Genomic DNA, 24932 nt, shown 5'->3' on the forward strand with positions numbered 1-24932 from the left:
GACGCGGCGGGGGTGCTCGCCGTCGTTCGCGATCACGAGCGCCTGGATCTCGACGGGGAGCGCGCGGCGTCCCTCCATCGCGACCGTGACGCAGATGCCCGGGGTGGGGAAGCGGGTGCGGCTGAGGAACAGACCGCTCGGGTCGGGGATCTCGGCGATGCCCTCGGCGGTCATCTCGAAGCAGCCGACCTCGTCCGTCGGGCCGAAGCGGTTCTTGAGCGAGCGGACGAAGCGCAGCGCCGTCTGCCGGTCGCCCTCGAAGTGGCAGACCACGTCGACCAGGTGCTCGAGCAGGCGCGGCCCCGCGATGGAGCCGTCCTTCGTGACGTGTCCGACGAGCACGAGGGGGAGCGCCCGCTCCTTGCAGACGCGGATGAGGGTCGCGGCGACCTCGCGGACCTGGCTGGGACCGCCGGGCAGGCCGTCGACGGTGTCGCTCGCGACCGTCTGCACCGAGTCGACGATGAGCAGGTCCGGCCGGACCTCGTCGATCTGGCCGAGCACGGTGGCGAGGTCGGTCTCGGCCGCGAGGAAGAGGCTGTCGTGCATCGCGCCGGTGCGCTCGGCCCGCATGCGCACCTGCGCGGCCGACTCCTCCGCGCTGACGTAGAGGACCCGCTGGCCCTCGGCCGCAGCGCGGCTCGCGACCTCGAGCAGGAGGGTCGACTTGCCCACGCCGGGCTCTCCCGAGAGCAGCACGACCGCGCCGGAGACGATCCCGCCGCCGAGCACGCGGTCGAGCTCGCCCACGCCGGTGGGGCGGTGCGCCGCCGACGTGATCTCGATCTCGGTGATGGGCCGCGCGATGCGGCCGGCGGCCGGAGCCACAGCGGCGACCGCGCGGACGAGGCCGGTGCGCTCGGTGCTCTCGATCACGGAGCCCCACTGCTGGCACTCGCCGCAGCGGCCTACCCACTTCGCGGTCGTCCATCCGCACTCCGAGCAGCGGTACGGGGCGGTGCGCGTCTTCGAGGAGGCCATGAGGTCCTTTCGGGGCGGAGGAGGGGGACGAGCGCGACGCTACGGGGGACCCCCGACACCGCCGCTTGTTCGAACGTGTCTTCGACAGTACAGTCGACCACCGACGCCGCGAGCGGGGCGCGCCAAACCGGGGGAGAGGTCTCGGGGAAGCCGTCTGTTGAGGAGCGTCGTCGCGGGGGAGCGGAGGCGGAGGATCGCGCCACGGAAGACGACGCCGCCCCGAGCGCCGCTCCGTCGGCGTCGGACGTCTGCGGGAGACTGGGGGACATGCCCTCGACAGTGCACGTCCTCAAGTCCGGCCGCCCGCTCGGAGTCAGCTGGTCCGGCCTCGAGGGCGCCGAGCGGGTCGTCGTCCTGGCGCATCCCGCTCCCGGCTCCTCGGACTTCGACCCCGACCCGGAGGCGACCGCGCGCCACGGGGTGCGCCTGCTCTCGTTCGACCGCCCGGGCTACGGCGCCTCCTCCCTCCTGACCGACCTCGACCCCGCCGGAGCGGGCGTCGGAGCCAGCCCCGAGCAGGCCGCCGCCGACATCGCCGAGTACCTCGCGACCGTCGGCATCGCCTCCGTCAGCGCCGCCGGCTGGTCGGCGGGAGGCCGCGTGGCCCTCGCGCTCGCCGCGAACTACCCCGGCCTCGTGGAGCGCGTCGCCGTGATCGGCACGCCCGCTCCCGACGGCGCCGTGCCGTGGGTCGGCGACGAGAACCGCGCCGAGCTCGCCCGCCTGGCCGACCTCCCGCTCGACGAGGCCGTCCGCGCGCTCACCCGCACCCTCGAGGGCGCCTTCGGCCCGACCCCCGCCCCGGACGCCCTGTTCGGGATGCTCGGCTCCGGCGACGCCGACACCGCGGTGCTCGAGGCCCCCGGAGTCCGCGAGCGGCTCTCCCGCATGCTCGAGCGCGCCGTCGCCCAGGGCGCCCTCGGCATGGCCGCCGACCTCATCGGCTACGGCGTGCAGGAGTGGGGCTTCGCCGTCGAGTCCGCCGAGCCACCGGCGCTCCTCCTCTACGGCGCGGAGGACGCAGTCGCCGGCCGCCGCCACGCCGAGTGGTACGCCGCACGGCTGCCCGACTCCCGCCTCGAGGTCGTGCCCGGCCGCGGCCACCTGCTCGCGATCCCGGAGTGGGACCGCGTGCTCGGCTTCCTCCTTCCCGCCTGACGGCGGCCCGTCCGCTCGATTGGCGCGACTTCCGGCCGTCGCGTACACTCGACCCCGGTACCGTGTCCGAGCGGCCGAAGGAGCATGTCTCGAAAACATGTGTGGGCTTGCGTCCACCGTGGGTTCAAATCCCACCGGTACCGCCAACGAGAAGGCCCCCCGCTTCCACGGAAGCAGGGGGCCTTCGTCGTTCTCGGCGTCGTGCGGCGGTCGCGACGTGCGGGTCAGCCGGCGCGGAGCAGCCAGGAGCGGCCGGCGCGCAGTGCCCGGTACAGGCGCCTGATCGCGTGGTCGGCCTCGGCCGAGCCGACGTCCGAGAAGGAGCCCGCCCCGCCCCAGAGCCCGAGCGCGTCGGCGGCCGCCGCCCGGACGTCTCGGCGGGTCGTCGCTCCGGCGAACAGCTCGTCGAGCCGGTCCGCGACGCGGGCCCGCGCGCCGTCCTGCTGCGACCGTCGACGTCGCGCACCTCGGCGACGGCCGCCGTGATCTCGGCGAGCACAGCGGGGATCGTGCGGTCCATCCTCCTGAGCCTAGGAGCGGGAGCGCGAGCGCTGCGAGGCGGCGTGGGTCAGGAGCGTCGCCACGACTCCGACGAGCACGCCCAAAGCGGTCTCGAGCGCCCGGTCGCGCAGCAGCACGAGCTCGTCGACGGGGTGCGCGAGCTCGACCATGAGGATCGCGAGCGGAGTGACGAAGGCGAGGGTCAGGCCGTAGTTGCGGCCGACGACGAGCTCGGCGGTCATCTGGAGGAGCACCACCACCACGATCACGGCGAGCGGGGAGAGCGGCAGGGCCAGGAGCGCGGCCGCGATCAGCACTCCGACGATCGTGCCGAGCATCCGGTGGCCCGCGCGCACGAGCCGGGCGCCGGCGTCTGCTCCCGAGACGGCTGCGACGGCGGAGACCATCGCCCAGTAGGGGTGGCCCAGGCCCGTCGCGGTCGGAACGGTGCCTGCCACCAGGACGACGGCCCCGAAGCGGAGCAGGGCGGCGCGCGTCGCCGGACGGGCCGCCGCCGCGCGGAACGAGGTGCGCCACGGCGTCGGGGCGAGGCGGCGTGCGCGGGGGAGGGCGAGACCGCTCAGGCCGACGACGAGCGAGAAGGCGGCGGAGCCCGCAGCGAGAGCGACGGCGAGCGGGATGCGCGAGGGCTCGGACGGGACGGACGCGCACGCCGTGACGGCGAACACCGGGAACAGCGGGCCGGGCGGATGCCAGTGCAGGGCGTCGCTGAGATAGGCGGCCGCGACGGTCACGGCGACCACGACGGGGATGATCAGCCAGTCGCGGTGAGGAGAGAGGGAGACGACGGTGCCGAGGGTCACGGTGGTGACGAGGAACGCGGCTGCCGACAGCTGCATCAGCAGGCGCGGCCGGTGCGTGTGCTGGCGACCGTAGAGGGCCGTGAAGGCGCCGAAGGTCGCGTAGAGGGCGAGATCGGTGCGGCCGAGCGCCCAGAGGACGAGCAGCGGGACGGCGATCGAGACGCCGGCGCGCAGGGCGACGCGATGGGCGCCGGCGTGCGGGCCGAAGGCGAGGAGCTCGCGGGGGTGGGGCAGAACGGGGGTGGCGGCCATCGAGTCCTCTGATCGGGGTCCGAGCGGCGGCGGCCGGAGAAGTGTTTCACGGGTGAAGCAGATATACTTTACGTGTGAATCAGTCTGAAAGCCAGCCGGGCGACGCGGTCGACGAGATCACGGCGGGCTGGGCGGTGCTGCGGCCCGAGCTCGACACCTCCGCCGTCGACGTCGTCGGGCGGGTGATCCGCGCCTCCGCGCTGATCGTCCGGGCGACGGAGGAGCTGCTCGCCGCCCACGGGCTGACCCGCGGCGAGTTCGACGTGCTCTCCACGCTGCGTCGCGCCGGCGCTCCGCAGTCGCCGACGACCCTCCGGACGATCGCCCTCGCCTCCGCTCCCGCAATCACCAAGCGCGTGCACTCGCTGGAGCGTCGGGGCCTGGTGCGGCGCGCCGCGAACCCGGCGGACGGGCGCGGCTCGCTCATCACGCTGACTCGCGAGGGGGAGGAGCTGGTCGACCGGGCCTTCCCCGAGGTGCTCGACGCCGAGCGGGTGCTGCTCTCGGGGGTGCCCGCCGATCTGCGGGCGGAGGCGTCGCGCTCGCTCCGCGCGGTGCTCGCGAGCGTCGAGGCGGCCGCGAGCCGGTGATGCGCGCGGGGACCGCGAGGCAGCGGGTGCTCGCTACCGTGGTCCCATGCGCCTGACCTCGAGCTTCACCGTGCCGACGCGGCCGCCGGTGCTGCAGCTGGTCAAGACGGCGGCGGCCACGGTCGTCACCTGGCTCCTCGCCGGCGTCGTCTTCCCGGGGACGCTGCCCGTCTTCGGCGCGATCGCCGCGCTCCTCGTCGTCGCGCCGAGCATCAACCAGTCGTTCTCCAAGGCCCTCGAGCGCTCGGTCGGCGTCATCATCGGCGTGATCGTCGGATCCGTGATCGGCACGGTGCTCGGCGGCGAGAGCATCATCGTGCTCCTCGCGATCGTGGCCGCGATCGCCGTCGGGTGGGCCGTGCGCCTGACCCCCGCCTCCGCGGTGCAGATCCCGATCAGCGCGATGCTCGTGCTCTCGGTGGGCGCGGTCACGCCGAACTACGCGCTCGACCGCATCCTCGAGACCCTCCTCGGCGCGGCGGTGGGAGTCGTCATCAACGTGCTCATCGTCCCTCCGGTCGTGCTGGCACCGGCCGAGCGGGCGATCGGAGACCTCACCGCTCAGCTCGCCGCCGCCCTCGACGACCTCGGCGACGCCCTCCAGGCCCCCGTCCCGCGACGCCGGCTCGACGAGCTGCTCATCAACGCCCGGCTGCTGCAGACCATGCAGAGCAAGGCGGAGGAGGCGATCGCGACCGGCGAGGAGTCCCTCCGCCTCAACCCGCGCCGCTCCGCCCACCGCGACCGGCTGCTGGCCCTCGACTCCGTCGTCCCGCGGCTGGGGCGCATCGTGACCCGGGTCCGCGGCATGACGCGGACCGTTCACGACCTCTACGACGACGAGCTCGTCGGGGAGCCGACGATCGCCGACATCGCCGTCCAGCTGCACCGGGCCGCCCACGATCTGCGGCTCCTCGTGCAGTCCTCGGTCGACGTTCCCGAGCCGGAGGCGATCACGGACGAGCTGCCCGCTCTCACCGCGCCGCTCGTGATCGCGACCCCGCATCCGCAGCACTGGATCCTGCTGGGGGCGCTCGCCGAGGATCTGCGGCGCATCCGCGAGGAGATCGTCGGCGCGGAGTCCTGACGGGCGGGCGCCGAGTGGCGTCGGCGGGAGGGCTGCTCTTTCTGCGCTCGGCGTCTCACGCCGCGCGACATGCGGCTCGTGGTGGCCTGCGGTGGTCAGCCGTCCTGCTCGCCGTCCTTCCTCGGTCCGCCGCCCTCGACGAGCTCGCCGTCGCCCGGGTCGGGAGCGACCTGGCGCAGTGCCTCGGGGTCGCTCGCCTCGGCGTGGAGGGTCTTGCCCTCGGCGATGAGGGAGTCGTCGTCCACGAGGATCCCGGCCAGCTCGGTGATGCGTCCCCGGAGAGCGCCGATCGGGTCCTCGGTGGGCGCGTCCTCCTCGGAGTGATCGACCTCCGAGTCGGGGTAGCGGCGGAGGGCGGCCTCGTCCCGGTCGGGCCGCGGTGCACGGGCGTGCTCGACGCAGAGGCGGGCGACCTCCTCGGCGTGCGCGTGCATCACGGAGTGGGAGGCGTCGGGGATCTCCCAGGCCCGCGCATTCGGCATCGACCGGGCGATCTCCTCCGCCCACTCGCGCGGAACGAGCCGGTCGAACTCGCCGCGGATGACGAGGGCGGACGCGCGGATCCGGGGGACGGTCTCCTCGATCCGGTAGTGCATCATCTCGGGCAGCACGCGGGAGAACCAGCGCGGTCCGCAGAGGAGGTAGGCGCCCGCGGCGAGGATCGCGACCTTGAGGGGCTCGCGGACGCTCGACTGGGCGAAGCGGAGCGCGGCGGTCGGGAGGCGGCGCTCGTGCCGGTTCATCACGGGTCCGAGCAGGACGATGGTGGTCAGCTCCGGACGGCGGGCGGCGAGCTCGGCCACCACCTGCGTCCCCATCGAGTGGCCGAGGACGACGGGATCGTCGAGGCCGAGCTCGTCGATGACCGCGCCGACCAGCTCGGCGTAGTCGCCGATGTCCATGCGCCGCGCGTCGATCGGGTGCGGCACGCCGCCGAAGCCCGGCAGGTCGAGAGCGTGCACCGGGCCGAACTCGTTGAGCGCGGGCGCGAGGCGCTCGAAGTACGTGGCCGCGACTCCGATCCCCGGCACGAGGACGAACGTGCGCTCGCCGTCGCGCCCCACTGTGCTCACCCGCGCCCAGACGTCGCGGTCGTGCACGCGCTGGACCGAGACGTCGGTGCTGCGGGTGCGGCGGTGCGGATCCCGCCCCCGAGAGCGCGTGGTCGCGAAGACGTCGCGGACTCCGCGCCGCAGAGTCGTGGCGAGAGTGGGGAGGAGGTCGCTCGGGCGGAGCACGGGGCCTCCTTCGATCGGGGGAGTCGGTCGCTGCGAGCCTAGGCGCTCGCCGCCGGGCTCAGATCAGCATGTCGTCCGACCTGTGGAGGATCAGGCGGGCCGGCCCGGTGTGGAGGACGCCGTTCGTCAGGGGGGCGGTGCGGACGCCGCCGCGCCTCCGCATCGCCCGGAACGCCCCGGGGGCGAGCACGACGTCCATCCAGGCGCAGGGGTTGGCCGGTCGTCCGCCCTGGAACTCGATCCGCTCCCCGCCCTGCTCGATCGCGAACGTGCGGCCGGCGAGCGCATCGACGTCGGCGCCGCGGACGATGATGTTGCGGCGGGCGTCGGCGGGGTCGAAGGGCCCTGCGCCGAGCTCGGCGGCGATGTGCTCGAGGGTCTCGACCGCGAAGAGCGTGATCGCCGCGGGGCGGTGCGCGCGCTGGGCGAAGAAGCGGTCGCCGACGATGCCGAGGCCTGCGCGGATCTCGATCCGCTCGGGCTGCTCGTTGCCCTCGGACGGCACCGGGCCATCGGCGGGGCGGCCCTCGTAGCGGTGCAGCGGAGAGACGACGAAGCCCACGAGCTCGATCGCGGCGGCCTCCATGAGCCCACGGTACGCCGTGAGGGGGAGCAGCGGCGTCCGCCCGTCGGAGGCTCTGCGAGGCGCTCCGGGACACCGCGACGGAGCCTGGGTTCTCGTGGCTGCGGCGGCGTCCCGAGACGGAGCCGTCTGCGCCGCCGCCGCCGATTCGCGGAGGGGGCTCCCGGCATGTATAGTCGTACCTCGTTGCGTGCGCCTCTGGCCCACGCGATGGACTGCGCCCGTAGCTCAACGGATAGAGCATCTGACTACGGATCAGAAGGTTGGGGGTTCGAATCCCTCCGGGCGCACTCTGGTTGAGACAGAGCAGAACGGCCCGCTTCGGCGGGCCGTTCTCGTTTTAACGGTCGCTCGTTCCGGTGGCTGTCGGCGTCGGTCTCCCGGAGAGCGCGGGGCGACGGAACGGCCGGTCCTCCGTCTCGCAGGACGCCTCTTCGCGCCGTCGACGGCGCCGACCGTCTTCCGCCCGCATCCGCGATCAGTCCTCGCCCGCGCTCGCGGTCACTCCGCGCAGGCTCCGCGATCACCCGTCGCGAGCACGCCGCTCGGCTCTTCTCGCGCGCCGTTTCCTCCTCCACAGCGCCCATCTCGCGCCGTTCTCCACGGATGCAGCCGTACCGGCCGCGGTGACGTCGAACCGAGCAATACTCTCCTTCCGTGGGGCTGAACGGTCGCCGCCGACGCAGTGCGCTCGGTCGGCAGAGGAGAGGACATCGGATGAGTCGAACGGAACAGTCGGGGCGGGACGAGCGCGGACGACCCCGAGCGCGGACGGCGCGAGCGCTGGTCGGCACGACGGCGGGCTGCGTGCTCGTGAGCGGGCTGCTGGGCGGAGGCCTCGCGCCGCCGCCCGCCGTCGCCGCCGACGGTCCTCACACGACGATCGAGAACACCCTCCTGCAGGGAGGCGCGACGAACGCCGGCGTGACGACCGTCTCGGCCTGGGTCCAGAAGGGCGAGACGCTCCGGGTGGACCTCCACCCGCTCCAGGCGGGCTCGGGGACCGGCGAGGGCGAGACCGGCGGCGGTACCGCCCGGGTGACGGCTCCGGGCGGAGCCGTCCTCGACGAGCAGGACTTCGCGCCCGGAGCGGCGCCCTCGGTGTCCGCCGGCGGCTCGTTCGTGGCGGACGAGACCGGCGTCCTCCAGATCCGGGTGTCCGACGACGACGTGACGGCGCCGGTGAACCTCGTCTGGATCATCGGCGTCCAGGACGCGCGGGGCGCGGCGGTCGCGGGCCGCGTGTGGTCCGAGTCCTATGCGATCCAGTCCGGGGCGAAGGAGTCCTACTCCTCGCCCGAGGAGCGGCGCTCGTCCTTCACGCTCCACGCCGTCACGGAGACGGGCGCCCGCTACGAGCTGGGACTGCGCGGCTACGACGGGGTCGCCTCGACGGTCCAGGCCACGAACAAGGGCAACGTGAAGGTCGGGTCGTCCGATCCGTCCTATCTCTCGGTCCCCATGCCGCAGTCGAGCGAGGCGGGCGGGATCGGGGCGCAGTACGTCCAGGCGTCCGGACGCTCCGGGATCGACGGCCTGCAGACCTACAAGCTCTTCCTGGACCCGCCGTCGTCCGACCTGCCGGAGTCGATCGCTCCGGCCTACCGCGCGCCGACGATCGAGGGCCTCGCCTTCCGCCGGTCGACCGCGGGCTCCGACGCGGGCACGCTGACCGGCGTCCTGGGGACGCAGCCGGGCACCGTCGTCGTGGACGTCGATGCGGACGGGGACGGCTCCTACGACGGCGAGCGCGACGTGCACCTCACCCGGATCGCGGGGACGACCGGTCCCTTCTCGGTCGACTGGGACGGACGGGACGCGAAGGGCGGGACGGTCGACGTGACCGACCCCGACGTCACCTTCCGCGCCTCCATCGGCCGCACGAACGAGTTCCACTTCACGCGGGTCGACGCCGAGACGTCCGCCGGCGGCGTGTCCGTCGTGAGGTCGACCGGCGGCGGCGACGACCCGTCGATGGTCCACTGGGACGACTCGCTCCTCGCCGGATCGAACTCGGAGCGGTACTCCGGCACCTCCGCGGTGACGTCCGGCGACGGCGGCACCGACTCGTCCGGCGGGGTGCACCGCTGGGAGGGCGACGACTCCGGGCGAGGCCGCATCCCCAACGCCAACGACTCGGTGCACGGCTCCTACGGCGACCTGCGGGCGATCGACGACTGGGCCTACGGCTCGGACGGTGCGGTCGCGGTCGCACGCCTCGATCCGCTCGCGCCGCACGTGAGCATCGCGAAGACCTCGTCGGTCGACTCCGCCACTCCGCTGCTCCGCGGCGCCCGCGTGCCCTACCGGGTGACGCTGACCTCGGACGGGACCGGGGACTACTCCGACGCCGCCGTCATCGACTACCTCGACAAGGGCGTGCTCGACGACGCCGAGCTCGACTCCGGCTCCCTCCGCGCCTCGCAGGGCACGGCCACGATCGATGCGGAGACGGGCCGCATCTCCTGGGCGGCCGGCAGCCTGCCGGTCGGGGCGACGGCCGAGCTGACCTTCGACGTGATCGTGACCGGCGAGGGGGACCGCGCGCTGACGAACACGGCTTGCCTCGCCGATGCGCCCTTCGCTCCCGCCTCGTCCGGCACGGGGACCGACGCGAACCCCTGCGCCACCGTCCCGCACGACATCGGCGAGGGGTCGCTCCTGATCCGGAAGACCGCGTCCCAGGCGAGCGCCGAGCACGGCGGCACGGCGGGCTTCGACATCGTCGTGGCGAACACCGGAACGGTCGACGTGACGGACGTGACCGTGACCGACGTCCCGACGCTCGACCACCTGCTCGAGGCGACCATCGAGAACGGCGCCGGAGGAACGCAGCCGGCCACGGAGCCCGTCACTGGTCTCGACATCCCCGCCGGCGGTCAGGTGTCGCTGCACGTCAGTGGCCGGGTCGCCGACGGGTACGACGCCGCGACCCTCCCCAACCGCGTCTCGATCACCCACCAGCCCGAGGGCTTCGACCCGCCGACGGTCGAGAACGCCTGCGCTGACGATGCGACGTCGTCCTGCGCCGAGATCCCGGTGCCGCCCGTCGAGGGCAGGCTCTCCATCGAGAAGACGGCGATCGGGAATCAGGTCGACCACGGCGGGCGTGCCGGGTTCCGGATCGTGGTCGCCAACGAGGGGGCTCGCCCGGCGGACGGGGTGACCCTCACCGACATCCCCGAGCTCGCGCACCTGAGCGACGTCACGATCTCCCGGGACGGCGGCCCGGCGTCGTCCGACCTGACTGTCGAGAACCTGTCTCTGGCAGCGGGAGCGTCGACGACGTTCACCGTGACCGGACGGGTCGCCGACGGCGTGGACGCGTGGACCATCCCCAACCGGGCGCGCCTGACCGAGGTCCCGGAGGGCTTCGATCCGACGACCGTCCTGCACCCGTGCGCGGACGACGGCGGAGCCAGCTGCGCCCAGGTGGCGGTGCCTCCGGTCGGACTCGTGCCGACGGTGCTCGCCTCGACGGGAGCGGCGGCCGGGCCCCTCGCGGCCGGAGCCGGCGCTCTGCTCCTGGCCGGCGGCGCCCTGACGGCGCTGCGCCGTCGCTCGACCCGCACCTCGTGAACCGGAGCCCGGGCCGCTGCAGCGCGACCCGGGCTCCCAAACCCTCTCCTCGAAAGGCACTACTGCATGACCGAGCACGGCCTCCCGTACCGCATCACCGAGCGCTTCCCTCTCCCCGATGGACGCGTCGGCGTCAGCACCTGGTGGTCCGCCGATCCGGAGCAGCTGGAGCAGCAGCTCCGCACGCGCTCCGGACATCCGCATCCCGAGAGGGAGCCGGTCCGGAGACTGCACCTCGCGACCGCGACGATCGTGCTGATCGAGGAGCGGACCGCGGGAGGCTTCCGCCCGCTCGACCCCCACCTCCGAGCCCGCACCGATCCGCGCTGGCGCCGGGCTCTCCTGCGGTCGCGCAGGTCGGCCCGGCTCCGACGGGTCATCGGTCCGCGGGACCTGCCGAGGACGGATCCGCCGGTCGAGGTGTCACGGCACGTCGATGCGACACGTCGAGTGTGAAGGAGGCGGGCGGAGAGCTCGGCACCTGATGCGCGGTGAGGGTCTCCCCGCAAGGACGCCGTCGGGTCAGGCGGCTTCCTCGAGGTCGTCCTCGACTGCGACGGGCGCGTCGACCGGGGCGCACGGGGGAGCCGACTCGGCCGGGGGCGCCGAGGCCGCGATGCGCGAGCGCTCGAGCCCGGCGAGGAGCACGGCGAAGGCCTCCTCGAGCTCGGCGGTGTCGCGGAGCAGGACGCGCTCACCGCTCGTCGGATCGAGGCGGACCGTCCGGTAGGCCGGGCGGGGGAGATCGGAGACCAGGGTGATGATGCCGAGGACGACGCCGCTGCGGCGGGCGCGCGCGGTCCAGCGGTTGGCGTGGGTGCGGAGAAGGATCATGACCGGGGCCGTCCTCGGTGACGTGGTGCAGAAGCGGGGGGAGGGGGTGTCGCTGGCGGTGCGGGGATCCTCTCGAAGCTTGCTGCACGAAGGGCCTCCGCTTCCTGTGCTTGACAGCAGAGCCGAGCAGCGGTCACCGGCGCCGGGCGGCCGCCGCGGCGTGCAGGGCCCGCAGGAACTCGGGGACGACCGGGTTTCCGGTGTCGCGGGCGAGCACACCGATCTCACGGCTCGCGCCCGGATCGTCGATCGGGATCTCGCGGACGTCGTCGTCGACCGAGGACGGGCTCGGCGGCAGGATCGTGAGTCCGAGGCCGGCTGCCGCGAGTCCCCGGGCGGCGCGGTAGTCGCCGACCTCGAACGCCGGCACGGGGTCGCGGCCGTCCACGGCGAGCAGGCGCCGGGCCGACTCGTGGAGGCCGTAGCCGGGCGCCAGCATGATCAGGTCGAGGCCGCGGAGGTCCTCGACCGTGACCGAGCGCCGCGAGGCCAGCGGATGACGGGGGTCCACGACCGCGAGAAGAGGCTCCGAGTAGAGGGTCGTCGTGGTGGTTCCGGGGAGATCGGGCGGATCCGCGACGATCGCCAGCTCGGACTCGCCCTCCGCCACGGCCCTCAGGCAGAGGGCTCGGGAGCCGTGGCGGAGCCCGAAGCTCACCTGCGGCCAACGTCGGCGGAACCGGCGGATCACATCCGGCACGAAGCTCTCCCCGAGGAGCGTCTGGAAGGCGAGGTCGATCCGGCCGTGCTCCACGTCGCCCGCCTGCCGCACCTCCGCGAGGCCGGCGCGGATCACCGACATGCCGTCCTGAGCGACCTCGGCGAGACGGGTCCCCGCCTCCGTCAGCACCACCCCGCGGCCCTCCCGGCGGACCAAGGGAGTGCCGACCAGGGCGGACAGCCGGGCGAGCGACCGGCTCGCGGTCGGCTGCGGGATCCCGAGCTCGGCGGCCGCCGCCGTGACGCTCCCGGTCTGGGCGACCGCGACGAGCAGGGGCAGGAGGCGGAGGGTCGCGGGCCAGTCGTCGGACACGCCACCACCCTAGATCCGGACATGACCAGAACGCATGAACAGTACGAGGAAGGACATTAGTCATGCACCCGCAGGCGGTCTACCGTCGGAACCATGAGCACCGCCGCACGCACCCGACCGATGCGCGCAGCGGCACCCTTCTCGCAGCGGCGGCTGACCATCGCCCTCCTCGCCGCCGGAGTAGCGACCTTCGCCGAGCTCTACGCCGTGCAGAGCGTCCTCCCGCAGCTCGCGCGGGAGTGGGCCCTCGCCCCGTCCGACGCCGCGCTCACCGTCTCGGCCGCGACCCTCGGACTGGCGCTCTCGGTGCTGCCGTGGGCCTCGGTGGCCGAGCGCATCGGACGGCTCGAATCCATGCGGATCGCTGTCCTCACGTCCGTGGTCCTGGCGCTGCTCGCCTGCATCGCCCCGACCTTCGAGCTCCTGCTCGTCCTGCGCTTCCTCGGGGGAGCGGCACTGGGTGCCGTCCCGGCGCTCGCCGTCGCGGCGATCCACGACCGGGTCGGAGGCGCCGGAGCGACGGCCGCCGCGACCGCCTACGTCTCCGGGACCACGATCGGCGGTGCCGCCGGACGACTGCTCGCCGGACCGCTCGCGGCGGCGCTCGGATGGCGCGGCGCACTGCTCGTCGTGACGGCCGTCTGCGCGGCGGCGGCGATCGTCTTCGCCGTGCTCGCGCCCCGGGGCGGCGGCGCGCGCGAGGCTGCTCCCGGCGGCTGGCGAGGGAAGACGGCGCAGGTGCTCCGCGATCCGATGCTCGTCGCGATCGCGCTGCAGACGTTCCTCGCGGTCGGCGTGTTCGTCGCGGTCTACAACTACCTGGCGTTCCGGCTCGAGGCGCCGCCGTTCGCACTCGCGCCCGCGCTCGTCTCCCTCCTCTTCGCCGCCTACCTCGCGGGAACCGTCTCCTCCCGGCTCGCGGGGAGATGGGGTCCGCGGATCGGTCCCCGCCTCGTCATGCGGATCGGCGTCGCCCTGATGATCGTCGGACTGCTGGTGATGCTCGCCGAGAACGTGGCCGTGGTGATCGCGGGACTCCTCGTCTTCACGGCCGGCTTCTTCGCCCTGCACGCGACCGGCGCCGCCTGGACGGGAGCGCGCGCGGCTCCGGCACTCCGCGGGCACGCCGGCGCGGTCTACACGATCGCCTTCTACGCGGGCTCGGCCGCCGGCGGCTGGCTCCTCGGCCTGGCCGTCGGAGCCGGAGGCTGGTCGGCGCTGACGGCGGTGACGATCGGCCTGCTGCTGGTCGGAGCGGGGATCGTCAGCCTCCCGTCGCGCACCACCGCGGCCGGACGCTGAACCCCCGCCTCCGTCGACCGCCCCCCGAGCTCCGCCCGGCACCTCCCCGCAGCGGGCGAGGTGCGACATGATGGCCCGACTGCACGAAGCGGGGGACGGCATGGCGCGGAGCACCGGAGCGGACGGCTCCCCACGCGAGAGCGGCGGAACGGACGAGGGCGGCACCGACCCGCGCTACCACGCGGGCTTCCAGCGCGGCTACGACGGACGCGAGGCCGAGCGGCGCGGCAGCGGCGAGGAGCGCCTCCGCTCCCCGTTCCTGTCGGGCGGCGCCGCGGGCACCGGGCGCTCGGCCGGCCGGAGAGGCGGCGGGTCCGCTCCCGAGCACGAGGACGTGCGATCGGTCGGCGGCCCGACGGGCTCCCGAGCCTCCGGCCGACGGACGGCTCCGGAGCGCGAGAGAGCGGCGGTGCGGGCCGTCCCGACACCCGCGGAGCCGACCGCGCCCCGACCCGCAGAGCCGACAGTCCCACTCCCGACCGAGCCGACCGTCCCGCTTCCCGCCGAACCCGACCCCGCTCCCGGCGACGCGGCACCCGACTCCGGTGACCGCCGCGACGCGACCGACGCCGACCCCCGCCCCGCTGTCTCCACTCGCCGCATCGCCGGAGCCCTGGGGGTCGTCGGCGCCGTGAGCGTCCTCGTCGGACTCCTCGCCCTCTGGAACAGCTCCCACAGCTGGTACGACTACTCGCCGTCGCAGAGCGCCTTCGGGCCCGAGCAGTACCTCCGCGTGCTCAGCGACAACGCGATCGGACCGTTCCTCACCGTCGGCCTGATCGCCCTCGGCCTGGCGGTCGTGGTCCCGCTGCTGAGGGCTCCCCGCCGATGACGCGGGTCCGCCTGCTCTGGGCCACCGCGATCGCGGTCACCGTCGTCCTCTGGGCCGCAGTGCTCGCGCTCCCGGTCGTGGTCCTCCTGCTGCCGAACCAGTACCAAGGCGACTCGATCACGGTCCCGCCGGAGCTCTACGTGCGGCAGGCGCTCGCGATGGTCGCGCCGCCGCTCCAGACCGCCGCCCTGGTGATGCTGGGGGCGCTGATCGTCGTCGCGGTCGCGCGGCGCCCGCCGGCGAAGGCCCGTACGACGGACGCGGCGAGCGGCTGGGACGACGCCGTCCTCCTCGACCCGGACGGCCGCGAGCAGCGCGGAACGGGCCCCGCAGGCCACTGAGCATCCGCTGCTCGATCGGAATCCGCCTCCCGGGAGCACCCGCTCATCCCCGGTCGGAAGCCGCTCCTCCGGACGGACCCGCCCCTCACGCCGGCAGCAGCTGGAACCGCTCCCGCGCCGCTCCGCCGGCGACGAGGTCCGCGAGCAGCTCGCCCAGGACCGGACCGAACGTGAAGCCGTGCCCCGAGAACCCGGTCGCCAGAGTCACGCGGCCCACGCGGTCGATCACGAAGTCCTCGTCGGGGGTGCTGTCGTAGGGGCAGCTGATCGGAGTGGCGCTCGCCGCGTCCGCGCCCGGGATCCACTCCGCGACGTAGCCGACGAGGCGGGCGAGCGCTCGGGGCTCGGGCTCGAAGGTGCGCTCGTCCGGATCGACGACGACACCGGTGCTGTGCTCGCCCACCTTCACCCCGGCTCCGGGCGTCGCGAGCCCGTAGACGACGGGCAGGCCGGCGCGGTGGTGGGCGAAGCTCGGCCACGAGTCGAGGGGCAGATCGGTCGCGAAGTGCGCGGGCTGCTCCTGCGTGACGCGCAGCGGAGGGAGGCGTCGGCCGGCCGCGCGGACGAGACCCTCCACGAGGGGCGGCGTCCAGGATCCGCCGGCCACGACGACCGCGTCGGCGTCGAGGGCGCCGTCCGAGGTCAGCACGCGCACGTCGTCGGCGCGCTCCTCGATGCCCAGCACGCGCGTCCGCGTCCGGAGGACGGCGCCGCCTCCGAGGGCGGAGTCGAGCATCGCGTCGATCGCGGCCGCCGCGTCGAGGCGTCCGCCCTCGGGGTGCAGCAGGACGTCGGTCTCGAAGCGGAGACCAGACCAGCGCCGCTCCGCCTCATCCGCTTCGATCCGCACCAGGGGGATCCCGTCGCGCAGGAGGACAGCCTCGACGGCGGCCAGGACGGCGGGGTCGCCGTGGTCGATCGCGCCGACCGGGTGCAGCAGGCGGCGGCCGGTCTCGGCCTCGAGCCGTGCCCAGGCGCGCCCGGCCCGTCCGGTGAGGGCGCGGTAGTCGTCCTCGAGGTAGCCGCGGCGGAAGATGCGCGTCTCGCCGTGGGACGAGCCGCGGTCGTGACCCCGCTCGAACTGCTCGACGAGCACCACGCGATCACCGCGCTCGGTGAGGGCGCGGGCTGTCGCCGCTCCGACCAGGCCGGCTCCGACGACGACGACCTCACGGGTCACGGGGTCTCCCGGGAGGCGCGGCGCACGCCGAGCAGGACCACCAGGCGGAGGAACCCGACGAGTCCCATGCCGATCAGCGCGGCGATCAGCATCAGCACGGCGACACCGGCCACCCAGGTCGTGTCGCCCGTCAATGACTGCGCCGCGAACTCGGTGCAGAACAGCGCCAGCCCGGCGTAGCTCAGGATGAGGACGGTGATCGTACCGGGACGGCGGAGGCGCTGCGCAGGCGTCCGCCAGAGGGCCGGCGGCTCGAGCCAGCGGCGCAGCAGCCGGATCACGAGGGTGCCGACCAGGCCGAGGAAGCCGGCCGCGATCAGGATGATGCCCGCGCCGCCCAGCCCCGACGCCTCGACGCCGGCCAGCTCGAGGGCGATCCCGATCGCGACGCCGACGGCTCCGGCGCCCCCCGCGATCATGGCCGCCCACACTCCGAAGCCGCCGCGGAGGACGCTCTCACGCTCGGGACGTGACGGGTCGGCGTCCATCGGACGCTGCTGACGCGGACGGATCGGTGCAGGGGGAGCCGACGTCGGCGCTGCTGCCGGAGCGCCCGCGGCCTCGGACACGCCCCAGACCGGAGCGGCGTCCGGCGTCTGCGACTCGATCACGTTCTCGCGCACCGGAACGTAGCGCAGCGGCGCGTCGATCCGCACCTGCGGCCGCCCGCGCACGACGATCGTCGCCCCCAGGTCGGCACCGCGCTCCAGCGCGACGGGTCCGAGGAGGAGCCCGACCGCCGGATCGATCCGCCACGCGTCCGACCGGGGAGCCGACCCGTACCACTCCGCCGACACGGCTCCGCCGAGATCGACCGAGATCGGCCGCCCGTCGCTGTAGCTCGTCACCGGCACGAGCGAGCGGCCGGAGTTGCGCACTCGCGCGCCCACCCGCCACCAGTCGTCCCCGGCGTGCGTCAGCCGCACCTCGACGTCGACGAGCGATGCCGGCACCGCCCGCCGCCGTCCGATGACCACCGCGACGACCGCGAGCCCGGCGATGACCAGCCCGCCGAGCAGGCCGACCACTCCGATGAAGATCTCCATGGGAGCAGTCAAGCAGGCGCGGGTCGTGTTGAAGGCCTGGCGTATATCACTCGCGAGGTCGACCTTTGTAGGCGCCGACCGCGCGGCACCCCGTCCACCTCTCGGTGGGATCGTGGCGATTCCTCGACCACGCCCTTCAGCGAACAGCAGGCTGTGGAGAACCATGACGCGCTGCTCCGGAGGAATCAGCGCCCGAGGATGAGGCTCCGCGGACTCGCCCTGGAGCGGCCGCGTTCCTGTCTCCCGATGTCAGACGCATCAGGCATGATGACTATATGCGCAGCGACCTTCACACCCGCCGACCTCCTACTGCCTTGGACGCTGCGGTCGAAACTAGTGCCTTCACCTTCATTGACCTGTTCGCCGGCCTTGGCGGGTTTCACGTCGCCCTTGCATCCCTCGGGGGCCGAGCGGTATTCGCTGCAGAGTGGAATCGTCCGCTCAACGCCCTCTATAAGTCAAACTTTGGCATTGAGCCGGCTGGTGACCTCGCACAGGTCTCCGCCGGCACGATTCCTGACCACGATGTCCTAACTGCGGGATTTCCGTGCCAGCCCTTCTCAAAAGCCGGGGAGCAACTCGGCTTTGCTCACACGCTGCAGGGGCAACTTTTCTTCAAAGTAGAGGAAATAATTGCAGCGAAAAAGCCTGCAATGTTCATTCTCGAGAACGTCCCAAATATTCTGAAGCATCAAGGTGGAGAGACATTTAGTGTCATCTTGAAAAGCTTGAGAAATCTTGGATACGACGTCGACGCTCGTCGCTATTCACCGCATGAGTTTGGTATTCCACAAATTCGTGACCGAGTCTACATTGTCGGATCGCGGTCGGGCTTGCATACTTTCAAGTGGCCGCAACCTCGACCTGTCCCTACAAGTATTCGATCGGTGCTGGACAAAAATCCTACAGCAGCGAGGGAGATTCGACCGAACATTCAGAGTGCTTTAGACATTTGGGACGACTTCATCCGATCGGCACCAAGTGAAGTGAAGCTGCCCTCCTTTCCTTTATGGGCGATGGAATTCGGCGCAACCTATCCCTTCGAGGATGAGACGCCGGATCTTCTGATGAATGAATTGCAAGAACGCGGACTAAATCGATATAAGGGCAGCTTCGGCAAGGATCTATTTGGCCTTAACTTGGATGAGCAAATCCGCGTGCTGCCCAGCCATGCTCTTCGAAAAGGGCCTCGATTCCCGAAGTGGAAAATCGACTTTATTCGAAATAATCGGGATTTCTTTGAGCAAAACAGGTCCTGGATTGAACCCTGGCTTGCTCGGTCGGGAGTTGCGAGCCTGCCGTCCAGCCTTCAAAAGCTCGAATGGAATGTGCAGGGAGAACATCGCTCTCTTTGGAACTACGTGATTCAAATTCGAGCTTCCGGCGTCCGAGTCAAGAGGCCGACCACTGCTCCTAGCCTCATCGCGATGACAGATTCGCAGACTCCAATTATTGGCTGGGAAAGGCGATACATGACACCCCGGGAATGCGCAAGGCTTCAAAGTCTGGAAGAAATCAGGCTTCCTGAGAGCAGCGCCGTCGCTTATAAGGCCCTCGGGAACGCAGTAAATGCAGAAGTTGTGCGTAAGTTGGCGAAGCCACTCCTTGCAAGTCGGTATCTTTCGACCATATCAGTAATCGAACCAGTAGGTAGCCAGGCCGCGAGTGACCGGAAGGCGAGTTGAGCGCAATGGACAAGTCGATCGACATTAGTCCAGGAGTTTCTATTCTGGGCGTCCTCAGCCACCTCAACTATGAGCCCTGGTATGCCCTTGCTGAGTATGTCGATAACGCCATCCAGAGCTACAAGGCAGATAAAGACCAAATACTTGAAAACAATCCGGATTTTCATCTTTCTGTTAACATCGACATTGACACAGATGGTGCCGGAAGGATCGTCATCGAAGACAATGCTGGAGGTATCCACCGCGACCAGTTCGCCCGAGCTTTTCGGGCTGCTGAAGTGCCACCCGACCGGACTGGTCTTTCCGAGTTCGGTATGGGCATGAAGAGCGCTTCAATTTGGTTTGCCAAAAACTGGAGCGTCGAGACTACAAGTATCGGAGACCCCAACGTTTACCGAGTTCACTTTGACATGACTGAGGTCTTGCGTGGCTCGATGTCAGAGTTGCAAGTTGAAACGCAGCCGAGTGAAGCTAACTCTCACTATACAAGAATCACTATGTGGGATCTAAATCAGGTGCCGAGAGGTAGAACCCTCGGCAAAATACGCGACCACGTTCGCGACATCTACCGCTCATTTCTTCGGTCAGGAGAAATGCGCCTCGTGGTTGCTGGCCAGCGAATGTCCTTTTCTGAACCCTCTATCCTACGGGCCGCGGAGGCGACATCTGACAGCACCGAGATCATCCTCTGGCGCAAGTCTATCGATATCCAGTTGTCCCCAACTGTACGAGTGAGCGGATTTGCCGCTCTGAGAGATGAGGGCTCAACCAAGGATGCGGGGTTCGCTCTGTTGCGCCGTGGCCGAGTGATTCTCGGATCGGGCGACTCTCCTTACCGGCCGGCAGTGATCTACGGAAGGGGAAACTCCTACCGATCACAACGGCTGTTCGGCGAATTGACGATCGACGGCGTGCCTGTGAGCCACACGAAGGACGGATTTCAGTGGGGTGAGCACGAGGAAGCTTTTCTCGAGCGGCTACGCGCGGAACTGGACGCCGATCCACTGCGTCTCCTTCGCCAGGCGGAAAATTATAGATCGCGGACAATAACGCGGAATCAATCGCGAGTGATTGAGGACGCAACAGAGAAGACGACCCGCGCGGCAGCTGTCGGTTTGCCAAACGCCCTCGCGTCGATCGCACAAAGCGAAGATGCAGACGAGTTCGCACTTACCTCAAAAGACTCAGCAAATCTCTCCGAAGATTACGGCGACGTGTCTCCGGAAATTCACGAGAACCAAGTCAACCGCGTTGTCGAATTTGAGTTAGCCGGCCAGCAATGGCATGTTGAAATTACGGCAGGGGCCAAACCAGTGGAATCGGCGTGGCTTGAGCGAAGTGTCAATCGCGTGGGAACTACTGAGGTCAACATTTACCTTGGCCTAAATTCGGACCATGAGTTTGTCAGACAGTTTGCGCTCGGCGATAAAGATTCTTTTGAGGCGATACTTCGTCTGGCGATTTCGCTTGTTGTCGCCGAGAGTTTGACGAGAGACGCAGGCCTAACGTTTACCTCGACGATGTTCCGTAACATCAACCGGGTCTTAACCGAAGGTCTTTCGGCCAGAGTGGAGCGCTAAAAGTGGACAAGCTAGTGCTGTTGCCGGATGGGTCTCATGCGGATACGGATGGGATCAGTACCGTAGTGGGGAATTCGTTGACTGGATTCTTAGCGGAAGTAGCTCCGTCCGCATCGAAAAAAAACCTGGAAAACGATGCTGTTGCGATCCTTCAAGGGGCCAAGGTAGCAACTGACCGACCATCTTCTCGGACTGGCCTTATCGTTGGCCGTGTTCAATCTGGGAAGACGCTTTCCTACGAGGCCGTGATAGCACTAGCACGCGACAATGGATTTGCGCTCGTCGTTGTTATTTCCGGTATCTCGAATCCGTTGCTAGATCAAGGCGTTAGGCGGCTGAGAAAGGATCTCACAGCGGCTGATTCAAATGGGTGGCATTTCCTGATCAATCCAGGCGGTGATTCTCAGGATGAGTCAGCCCTAAGGACTGTCAAGCAAAATTGGACTAATGCGAAAACACTGCCCAAGCTTAGACGAACCGGCGTCTGCTTTCTGCTTAAACATCACGGACGCCTTGGCCAATTTGCTGAACTCTGCTCGAAAATAAATTGGGATGGACTGAAGGTCCTGATCATTGACGACGAAGCCGACCAAGCTAGTTTGAATACGCTAGCAAAATCCTTCAAAGAGTCATCGACCTATCGGAACATCCGAAATCTCCGCGGAGCATTTAAACATCATGCCTATTTGCAGTACACGGCCACACCCCAAGCGCCCCTGTTAGTCCGAATTTCTGATGTCCTCTCTCCTGATTACGTTCACGTGCTCGAGCCTGGCAGTAACTATATTGGAGGAAGCGACTACTTCGACGCTGACAGCGGCGCTGTTAAGATTATCAGTGGAGATGATCTGCTAGCAGCAGCCGACCTGTCCGGTCCACCACCTGCTTCGTTGTCGTTCGCCCTCATGGAGTTCGCGGTTGGCGTGGCGGACGTGCTCGTCCGAGAGGACGATTCCACTCGTTCGATGCTGATCCATCCGTCGAGATATACTGACAGTCACGGTACTTTCGTGAGGTGGGTCACTGAGACGCAAAGGCATTGGCAGGGCTCGTTTGAAGAAGAACTGGGCGAACAGGATCTAAAGGCTAGCTTTCGTCTGGCCTGGGACTCGATGCATGTAACTGATAAACAGATCTCCTCTTTCGAACAGTGTTGGCAGGCTTTGCCCTCGGTCGTCCAGAACCTTCGAATTGTGGAAATGAATACTCGAGAAGGAGCCTCAACGCCTCTGATCGATTGGGATTCGTCGATCGCTTTTATTCTGGTAGGTGGGCAGGCCCTCGACCGTGGTTTCACTGTTGATGGCCTATCAGTAACCTATATGCCTCGTGATCCAGGCAGTTGGACGGCAGACAGCATCCAGCAGCGAGCTCGATTTTTCGGGTACAAGCGTACATATTTTGCTCAGTGTCGGGTCTACCTCGAGCCGAATCTGCGTGACGCTTTTGGTCTCTATGTAGAGCACGAGCGCCACATGCTCGCCAGTTTGCGAGCAATTCAACAAGGAAAGATCACTCTTAAGGATTGGCGCCGAGAGTTTCTCCTTTCCCCATCGATGAAGGCTACTCGTCAATCAGTAGTTTCTTTGGATACCGTCGTGGTCTCGACAGCCGGTCAGTGGATCTTCGATCCGCGCCCTCCTGCTCCGGGCTATTCGCCGGACCTCGAGAGGTCGCTAGTTGATGACCACTTCGGCACAGATAAATGGGAGGCGCGCGGGGGCCACCGATCTCGAATTATTCCTCTTGCCGATGTTGTTCAGTTTATCGAATCCGTTTCTGGTTTGGTCGATTCTCCGATTCCGAGCGTTCGAGTGCTTAACCTTCAATTGGCGATGCTCTTAGATTTGGGTTCGGGACTCGAGGCCGAGGTCGTCGATATGCGGCCGGGGAAGTATTCGGACCGAACTCTCCGCGGTGGGCTGATCCAGCCTTTTCAGGGTAGATCACGCAACTACGACGGCGACCGTGCCGAGTTCAATCCGGAATTGGTAACGGTTCAGTTGCATTGGGTAGCCGTTAGAGCATCCAAAACGGACCCACTGGACAGGAGGGCTCTGGTGTGTGCGGTACGCGTGCCTGGAGAGTTAGGTAACGGCTGGCTTGTCGAGGCTCCGGCGTGAGAGCTACCACTAGTGAACAGATTCTTGCTGCATTCGGCCGGCTTCAAGGCCTCTTGTTGTCTGAGGCAATTGACCCTGAGTCATTTATCGTGGAAGCGGTGAATACGAACTATGGTCTCGCGTACGTAGGTTGTTCATCTACGGGTGAACTAGCGTTGATTGTGCCGACCTCTAAAAGTGCCATACCGTGTCCACCTCTTCGGCTAGACTTGCTCGTTGCTGATTATGGAATATACAGTCGGCTTGTGTTGAGCAGTGATGTATCGTCCGCGAGAGTATCGGTAGTGCGCTGTTTGAGTGCAGACGACGGCTTGGTCCGAGTATTTGCTGCGGTATGTAGCCACTTTTTAGAGGATGCTCGTCAGCATGTCCTCGACTCCGATGTCGCGGACTTTGTCTCTCTTTGGACAAGTCTCTTCTGGCAATTGGCGCAGCGGGTGAGTGTGGATGTTGTTGGATTAGTTGGCGAACTCTCGGTCATTGCAAAGTCAGAGGACGTGGAGTGTTGGATTGAAGCCTGGCACGCGGATCCTCAGGCACTGTTCGACTTCAGGTTCTTCAACCCGCCGACCGTTGTGGAAGTGAAGGCAACCACTGCTGGGAATCGAAATCACTTGCTGAGCCTCCTACAGGCGCACAAAGCGATCGAGGAGGGAGGTTTTTTCGCCTCGGTGCTTGTGACTTTCGATCAGTCCGAGACGACCGTCGGGGAGATGGTCGAAGAAATTATTGCACGTTGCTCCAAGGCTTCGAGCCGATTAAAGGTTTGGGATGTGATCTCTAAAACCTGTGGTGCTGGCACGGCGGGCCTCCTTGCTCGCCGGTTTGAGAAGAAGCAGGCTGTTGAAAGTGTCCTGATGTTCCCCGCGGACGGTGTTCCAGTTCCAGATGTCTCCCTACCTCTTCCCGTAGGAGTTTCGGGTCTTGTCTTCCATTCACAGTTCGACGGGGCGTAATCAGGTATTTCGGTTGGTGTGCAGGCGTGTCGATTATCTCCCACTTGAGATCTACAAGCGTCTCGAGAGGGACAAGCCCTCGTACACCGTGGCCGGTTCGGGCGGTGGCGGGACCCATGTCTACCACTGGGACGAGCCGCGAGCGCTGACGAATCGTGAGCGCGCCCGACTCCAGACGTTCCCGGACCAGTACCAGTTCGTCGGGGGAAGGGACAGCGTGCGACGCCAGATCGGCATGGCCGTGCCGGTGGAGGGGGCGGAGGTGGTCTTCTCCGCGCTCTTCAAGTCCTTCCTCGGGGTGGACTACGAGACGACGCACACCAACCTTCCCCGCTCCGTCGCGAGCGTCCTGAGCTGAGGCCGGACCGCGGAGTGGGGGCAGAGTCGTGGGCGAGCACGCCCGGTTCCCGCCGGTCCATGCTCGGCAACAAGCGAAGGGACACCCGTCCTGAGCTCGAGGTGCGCCGTCGACTCCATGCCAGGGGGCTCCGCTACCGGGTCGATCACGCTCCGCTGCCGGGACTGCGGCGGCGTGCAGACGTCGTCTTCACCGCTCGTCGGATCGCGGTCTTCATCGATGGCTGCTTCTGGCACAGCTGCCCCGAGCATGCCACGCAGCCGAAGCGGAACGACGGCTACTGGACGGCCAAGCTGCAGGCGAATACCGCGCGGGACCGCGACACGGATGAGCGACTGATTTGAGCGGGATGGCTGGTGCTCCGCTACTGGGAGCACCAGGATCCGGATGAGGTAGCGGCAGATGTGGAGAGCGAATGGCGCAAGGCGGTCCTGCGCGGTGCGCGACTCAATCCAGGTGGAATGCCGTGATCAGGACCTCGATGAGTTCGCGCGCCATCTTCTCGTCGAGTTGGAGGGTCTGACTGCTCTTGGGGCCGGACTTGCGGTCATCTGATCCGAAGGTCGACAGATGGACGTAAGTCCGGCCGTCATCGGACTGGATCTCCTGGAAGGTGCAGTCGACCTCGGTCGGATGAACGGTGACCCGCTGGTCGCCGCGCTCCAGCGATCTGATCCTGGCCATTGTTTGCTCTTCTCCATGCTCATCCGGATGAGGTCGACGACTACTCTCGCACCGACGCGGCAGAATGATGTTGTCCCGCTCTTAGTGACGAAGGCTCGTGTCGGTCCGATGACGGCCGGACTTACGTCCATCTGTCGACCTTCGGATCAGATGACCGCAAGTCCGGCCCCAAGAGCAGTCAGACC

The 24932-nt window shown here is 68.4% G+C and carries 23 protein-coding genes and 2 tRNA genes; 16 read left to right on the top strand and 9 right to left on the bottom strand.

Going from position 1 to position 24932, the window contains the following annotated elements; genetic code table 11:
* Window positions 1-981 (bottom strand): DNA repair protein RadA (locus tag C5C50_RS14675; RefSeq protein WP_104273781.1); only part of this gene is annotated, 981 nt, incomplete at its 3' end.
* 267 nt (window positions 982-1248) lie between these two features.
* On the opposite strand from C5C50_RS14675, the gene C5C50_RS14680 reads away from it, so the two are divergent.
* Both C5C50_RS14680 and C5C50_RS14685 read left to right on the top strand, forming a co-directional pair.
* Window positions 1249-2139: an alpha/beta fold hydrolase gene (locus tag C5C50_RS14680; protein WP_104273782.1), complete on the top strand. Its 891-nt coding sequence runs from the start codon at window positions 1249-1251 to the stop codon at window positions 2137-2139.
* 56 nt (window positions 2140-2195) lie between these two features.
* Window positions 2196-2285: transfer RNA gene (locus C5C50_RS14685), tRNA-Ser, on the top strand.
* Between the two features lie 384 nt (window positions 2286-2669).
* On the opposite strand, the gene C5C50_RS14690 is transcribed toward C5C50_RS14685, so the two are convergent.
* Entirely contained in the window at window positions 2670-3716 is a 1047-nt protein-coding gene (locus C5C50_RS14690) for an FUSC family protein (RefSeq protein WP_104225998.1), read from the bottom strand.
* A gap of 74 nt (window positions 3717-3790) precedes the next feature.
* On the opposite strand from C5C50_RS14690, the gene C5C50_RS14695 reads away from it, so the two are divergent.
* Both C5C50_RS14695 and C5C50_RS14700 read left to right on the top strand, forming a co-directional pair.
* Window positions 3791-4306, top strand: coding sequence for a MarR family winged helix-turn-helix transcriptional regulator (locus tag C5C50_RS14695; protein WP_104273783.1), 516 nt, complete (start codon window positions 3791-3793; stop codon window positions 4304-4306).
* 46 nt (window positions 4307-4352) lie between these two features.
* Entirely contained in the window at window positions 4353-5393 is a 1041-nt protein-coding gene (locus tag C5C50_RS14700) for an aromatic acid exporter family protein (RefSeq protein WP_104225996.1), read from the top strand.
* A gap of 95 nt (window positions 5394-5488) precedes the next feature.
* Here C5C50_RS14700 and C5C50_RS14705 read toward each other — a convergent pair whose 3' ends face one another.
* A complete protein-coding gene (locus C5C50_RS14705; protein WP_181133947.1) occupies window positions 5489-6631 on the bottom strand; it encodes an alpha/beta fold hydrolase in 1143 nt (380 codons plus the stop codon).
* Window positions 6632-6689: 58 nt separating this feature from the next.
* Window positions 6690-7217, bottom strand: coding sequence for an MOSC domain-containing protein (locus tag C5C50_RS14710; protein ID WP_104248232.1), 528 nt, complete (start codon window positions 7215-7217; stop codon window positions 6690-6692).
* A 214-nt stretch (window positions 7218-7431) separates the two neighbouring features.
* On the opposite strand from C5C50_RS14710, the gene C5C50_RS14715 reads away from it, so the two are divergent.
* The 3 genes from C5C50_RS14715 to C5C50_RS14725 all read left to right on the top strand — a co-directional run bounded on the left by C5C50_RS14715 (window position 7432) and on the right by C5C50_RS14725 (window position 11249).
* Window positions 7432-7504 (top strand) — tRNA-Arg (locus C5C50_RS14715).
* 427 nt (window positions 7505-7931) lie between these two features.
* Complete coding sequence (locus C5C50_RS14720) at window positions 7932-10793, top strand: DUF11 domain-containing protein (RefSeq protein ID WP_146085911.1); 2862 nt, start codon at window positions 7932-7934, stop codon at window positions 10791-10793.
* 66 nt (window positions 10794-10859) lie between these two features.
* On the top strand, window positions 10860-11249 hold the full coding sequence (locus tag C5C50_RS14725) for a hypothetical protein (RefSeq protein ID WP_104233494.1): 390 nt from the start codon (window positions 10860-10862) through the stop codon (window positions 11247-11249).
* 66 nt (window positions 11250-11315) lie between these two features.
* Here C5C50_RS14725 and C5C50_RS14730 read toward each other — a convergent pair whose 3' ends face one another.
* A complete protein-coding gene (locus C5C50_RS14730; protein WP_104239290.1) occupies window positions 11316-11627 on the bottom strand; it encodes a hypothetical protein in 312 nt (103 codons plus the stop codon).
* 133 nt (window positions 11628-11760) lie between these two features.
* Window positions 11761-12660, bottom strand: coding sequence for a LysR family transcriptional regulator (locus C5C50_RS14735; protein ID WP_104273786.1), 900 nt, complete (start codon window positions 12658-12660; stop codon window positions 11761-11763).
* Between the two features lie 93 nt (window positions 12661-12753).
* Between C5C50_RS14735 and C5C50_RS14740 the strand changes: the two genes are divergently transcribed.
* From C5C50_RS14740 to C5C50_RS14750, 3 genes are all read left to right on the top strand, one after another.
* Entirely contained in the window at window positions 12754-13962 is a 1209-nt protein-coding gene (locus tag C5C50_RS14740) for an MFS transporter (protein ID WP_104273787.1), read from the top strand.
* Window positions 13963-14029: 67 nt separating this feature from the next.
* Entirely contained in the window at window positions 14030-14794 is a 765-nt protein-coding gene (locus C5C50_RS14745) for a hypothetical protein (protein WP_146085912.1), read from the top strand.
* Complete coding sequence (locus C5C50_RS14750; RefSeq protein ID WP_104273789.1) at window positions 14791-15135, top strand: hypothetical protein; 345 nt, start codon at window positions 14791-14793, stop codon at window positions 15133-15135. Before C5C50_RS14745 ends, C5C50_RS14750 begins: the two co-directional genes overlap by 4 nt.
* Window positions 15136-15220: 85 nt before the next feature.
* Here the strand turns inward: C5C50_RS14750 and C5C50_RS14755 are convergent, their stop codons facing one another.
* Window positions 15221-16315, bottom strand: a complete 1095-nt coding sequence (locus tag C5C50_RS14755) for an FAD-dependent oxidoreductase (protein WP_104273790.1) — start codon at window positions 16313-16315, stop codon at window positions 15221-15223.
* The gene (locus C5C50_RS14760) at window positions 16312-17361 is read right to left on the bottom strand and encodes a hypothetical protein (RefSeq protein WP_104273791.1); all 1050 of its coding nucleotides are present in this window, start codon (window positions 17359-17361) and stop codon (window positions 16312-16314) included. Before C5C50_RS14760 ends, C5C50_RS14755 begins: the two co-directional genes overlap by 4 nt.
* A gap of 275 nt (window positions 17362-17636) precedes the next feature.
* On the opposite strand from C5C50_RS14760, the gene dcm reads away from it, so the two are divergent.
* The 6 genes from dcm (at window position 17637) to vsr (ending at window position 24407) form a co-directional block, all read left to right on the top strand.
* Entirely contained in the window at window positions 17637-19046 is a 1410-nt protein-coding gene (gene dcm / locus C5C50_RS14765) for a DNA (cytosine-5-)-methyltransferase (RefSeq protein WP_104273792.1), read from the top strand.
* Window positions 19047-19051: 5 nt separating this feature from the next.
* Complete coding sequence (locus C5C50_RS14770; protein WP_104273793.1) at window positions 19052-20626, top strand: ATP-binding protein; 1575 nt, start codon at window positions 19052-19054, stop codon at window positions 20624-20626.
* Between the two features lie 2 nt (window positions 20627-20628).
* The gene (locus tag C5C50_RS16745; RefSeq protein WP_146085913.1) at window positions 20629-22749 is read left to right on the top strand and encodes a Z1 domain-containing protein; all 2121 of its coding nucleotides are present in this window, start codon (window positions 20629-20631) and stop codon (window positions 22747-22749) included.
* Between the two features lie 98 nt (window positions 22750-22847).
* Window positions 22848-23705, top strand: coding sequence for a PD-(D/E)XK motif protein (locus C5C50_RS14780; RefSeq protein ID WP_258067783.1), 858 nt, complete (start codon window positions 22848-22850; stop codon window positions 23703-23705).
* A gap of 16 nt (window positions 23706-23721) precedes the next feature.
* The gene (locus C5C50_RS14785) at window positions 23722-24063 is read left to right on the top strand and encodes a DNA cytosine methyltransferase (protein ID WP_374954506.1); all 342 of its coding nucleotides are present in this window, start codon (window positions 23722-23724) and stop codon (window positions 24061-24063) included.
* A 59-nt stretch (window positions 24064-24122) separates the two neighbouring features.
* Window positions 24123-24407, top strand: coding sequence for a DNA mismatch endonuclease Vsr (gene vsr, locus C5C50_RS14790; RefSeq protein ID WP_104273797.1), 285 nt, complete (start codon window positions 24123-24125; stop codon window positions 24405-24407).
* 103 nt (window positions 24408-24510) lie between these two features.
* On the opposite strand, the gene C5C50_RS14795 is transcribed toward vsr, so the two are convergent.
* Window positions 24511-24747, bottom strand: a complete 237-nt coding sequence (locus tag C5C50_RS14795) for a hypothetical protein (protein WP_104224060.1) — start codon at window positions 24745-24747, stop codon at window positions 24511-24513.
* Window positions 24748-24932 lie beyond the last annotated feature (185 nt).

The sequence above is a fragment of the Rathayibacter sp. AY1D9 genome, assembly GCF_002932395.1.
In the GTDB taxonomy this organism is placed as follows: domain Bacteria; phylum Actinomycetota; class Actinomycetes; order Actinomycetales; family Microbacteriaceae; genus Rathayibacter.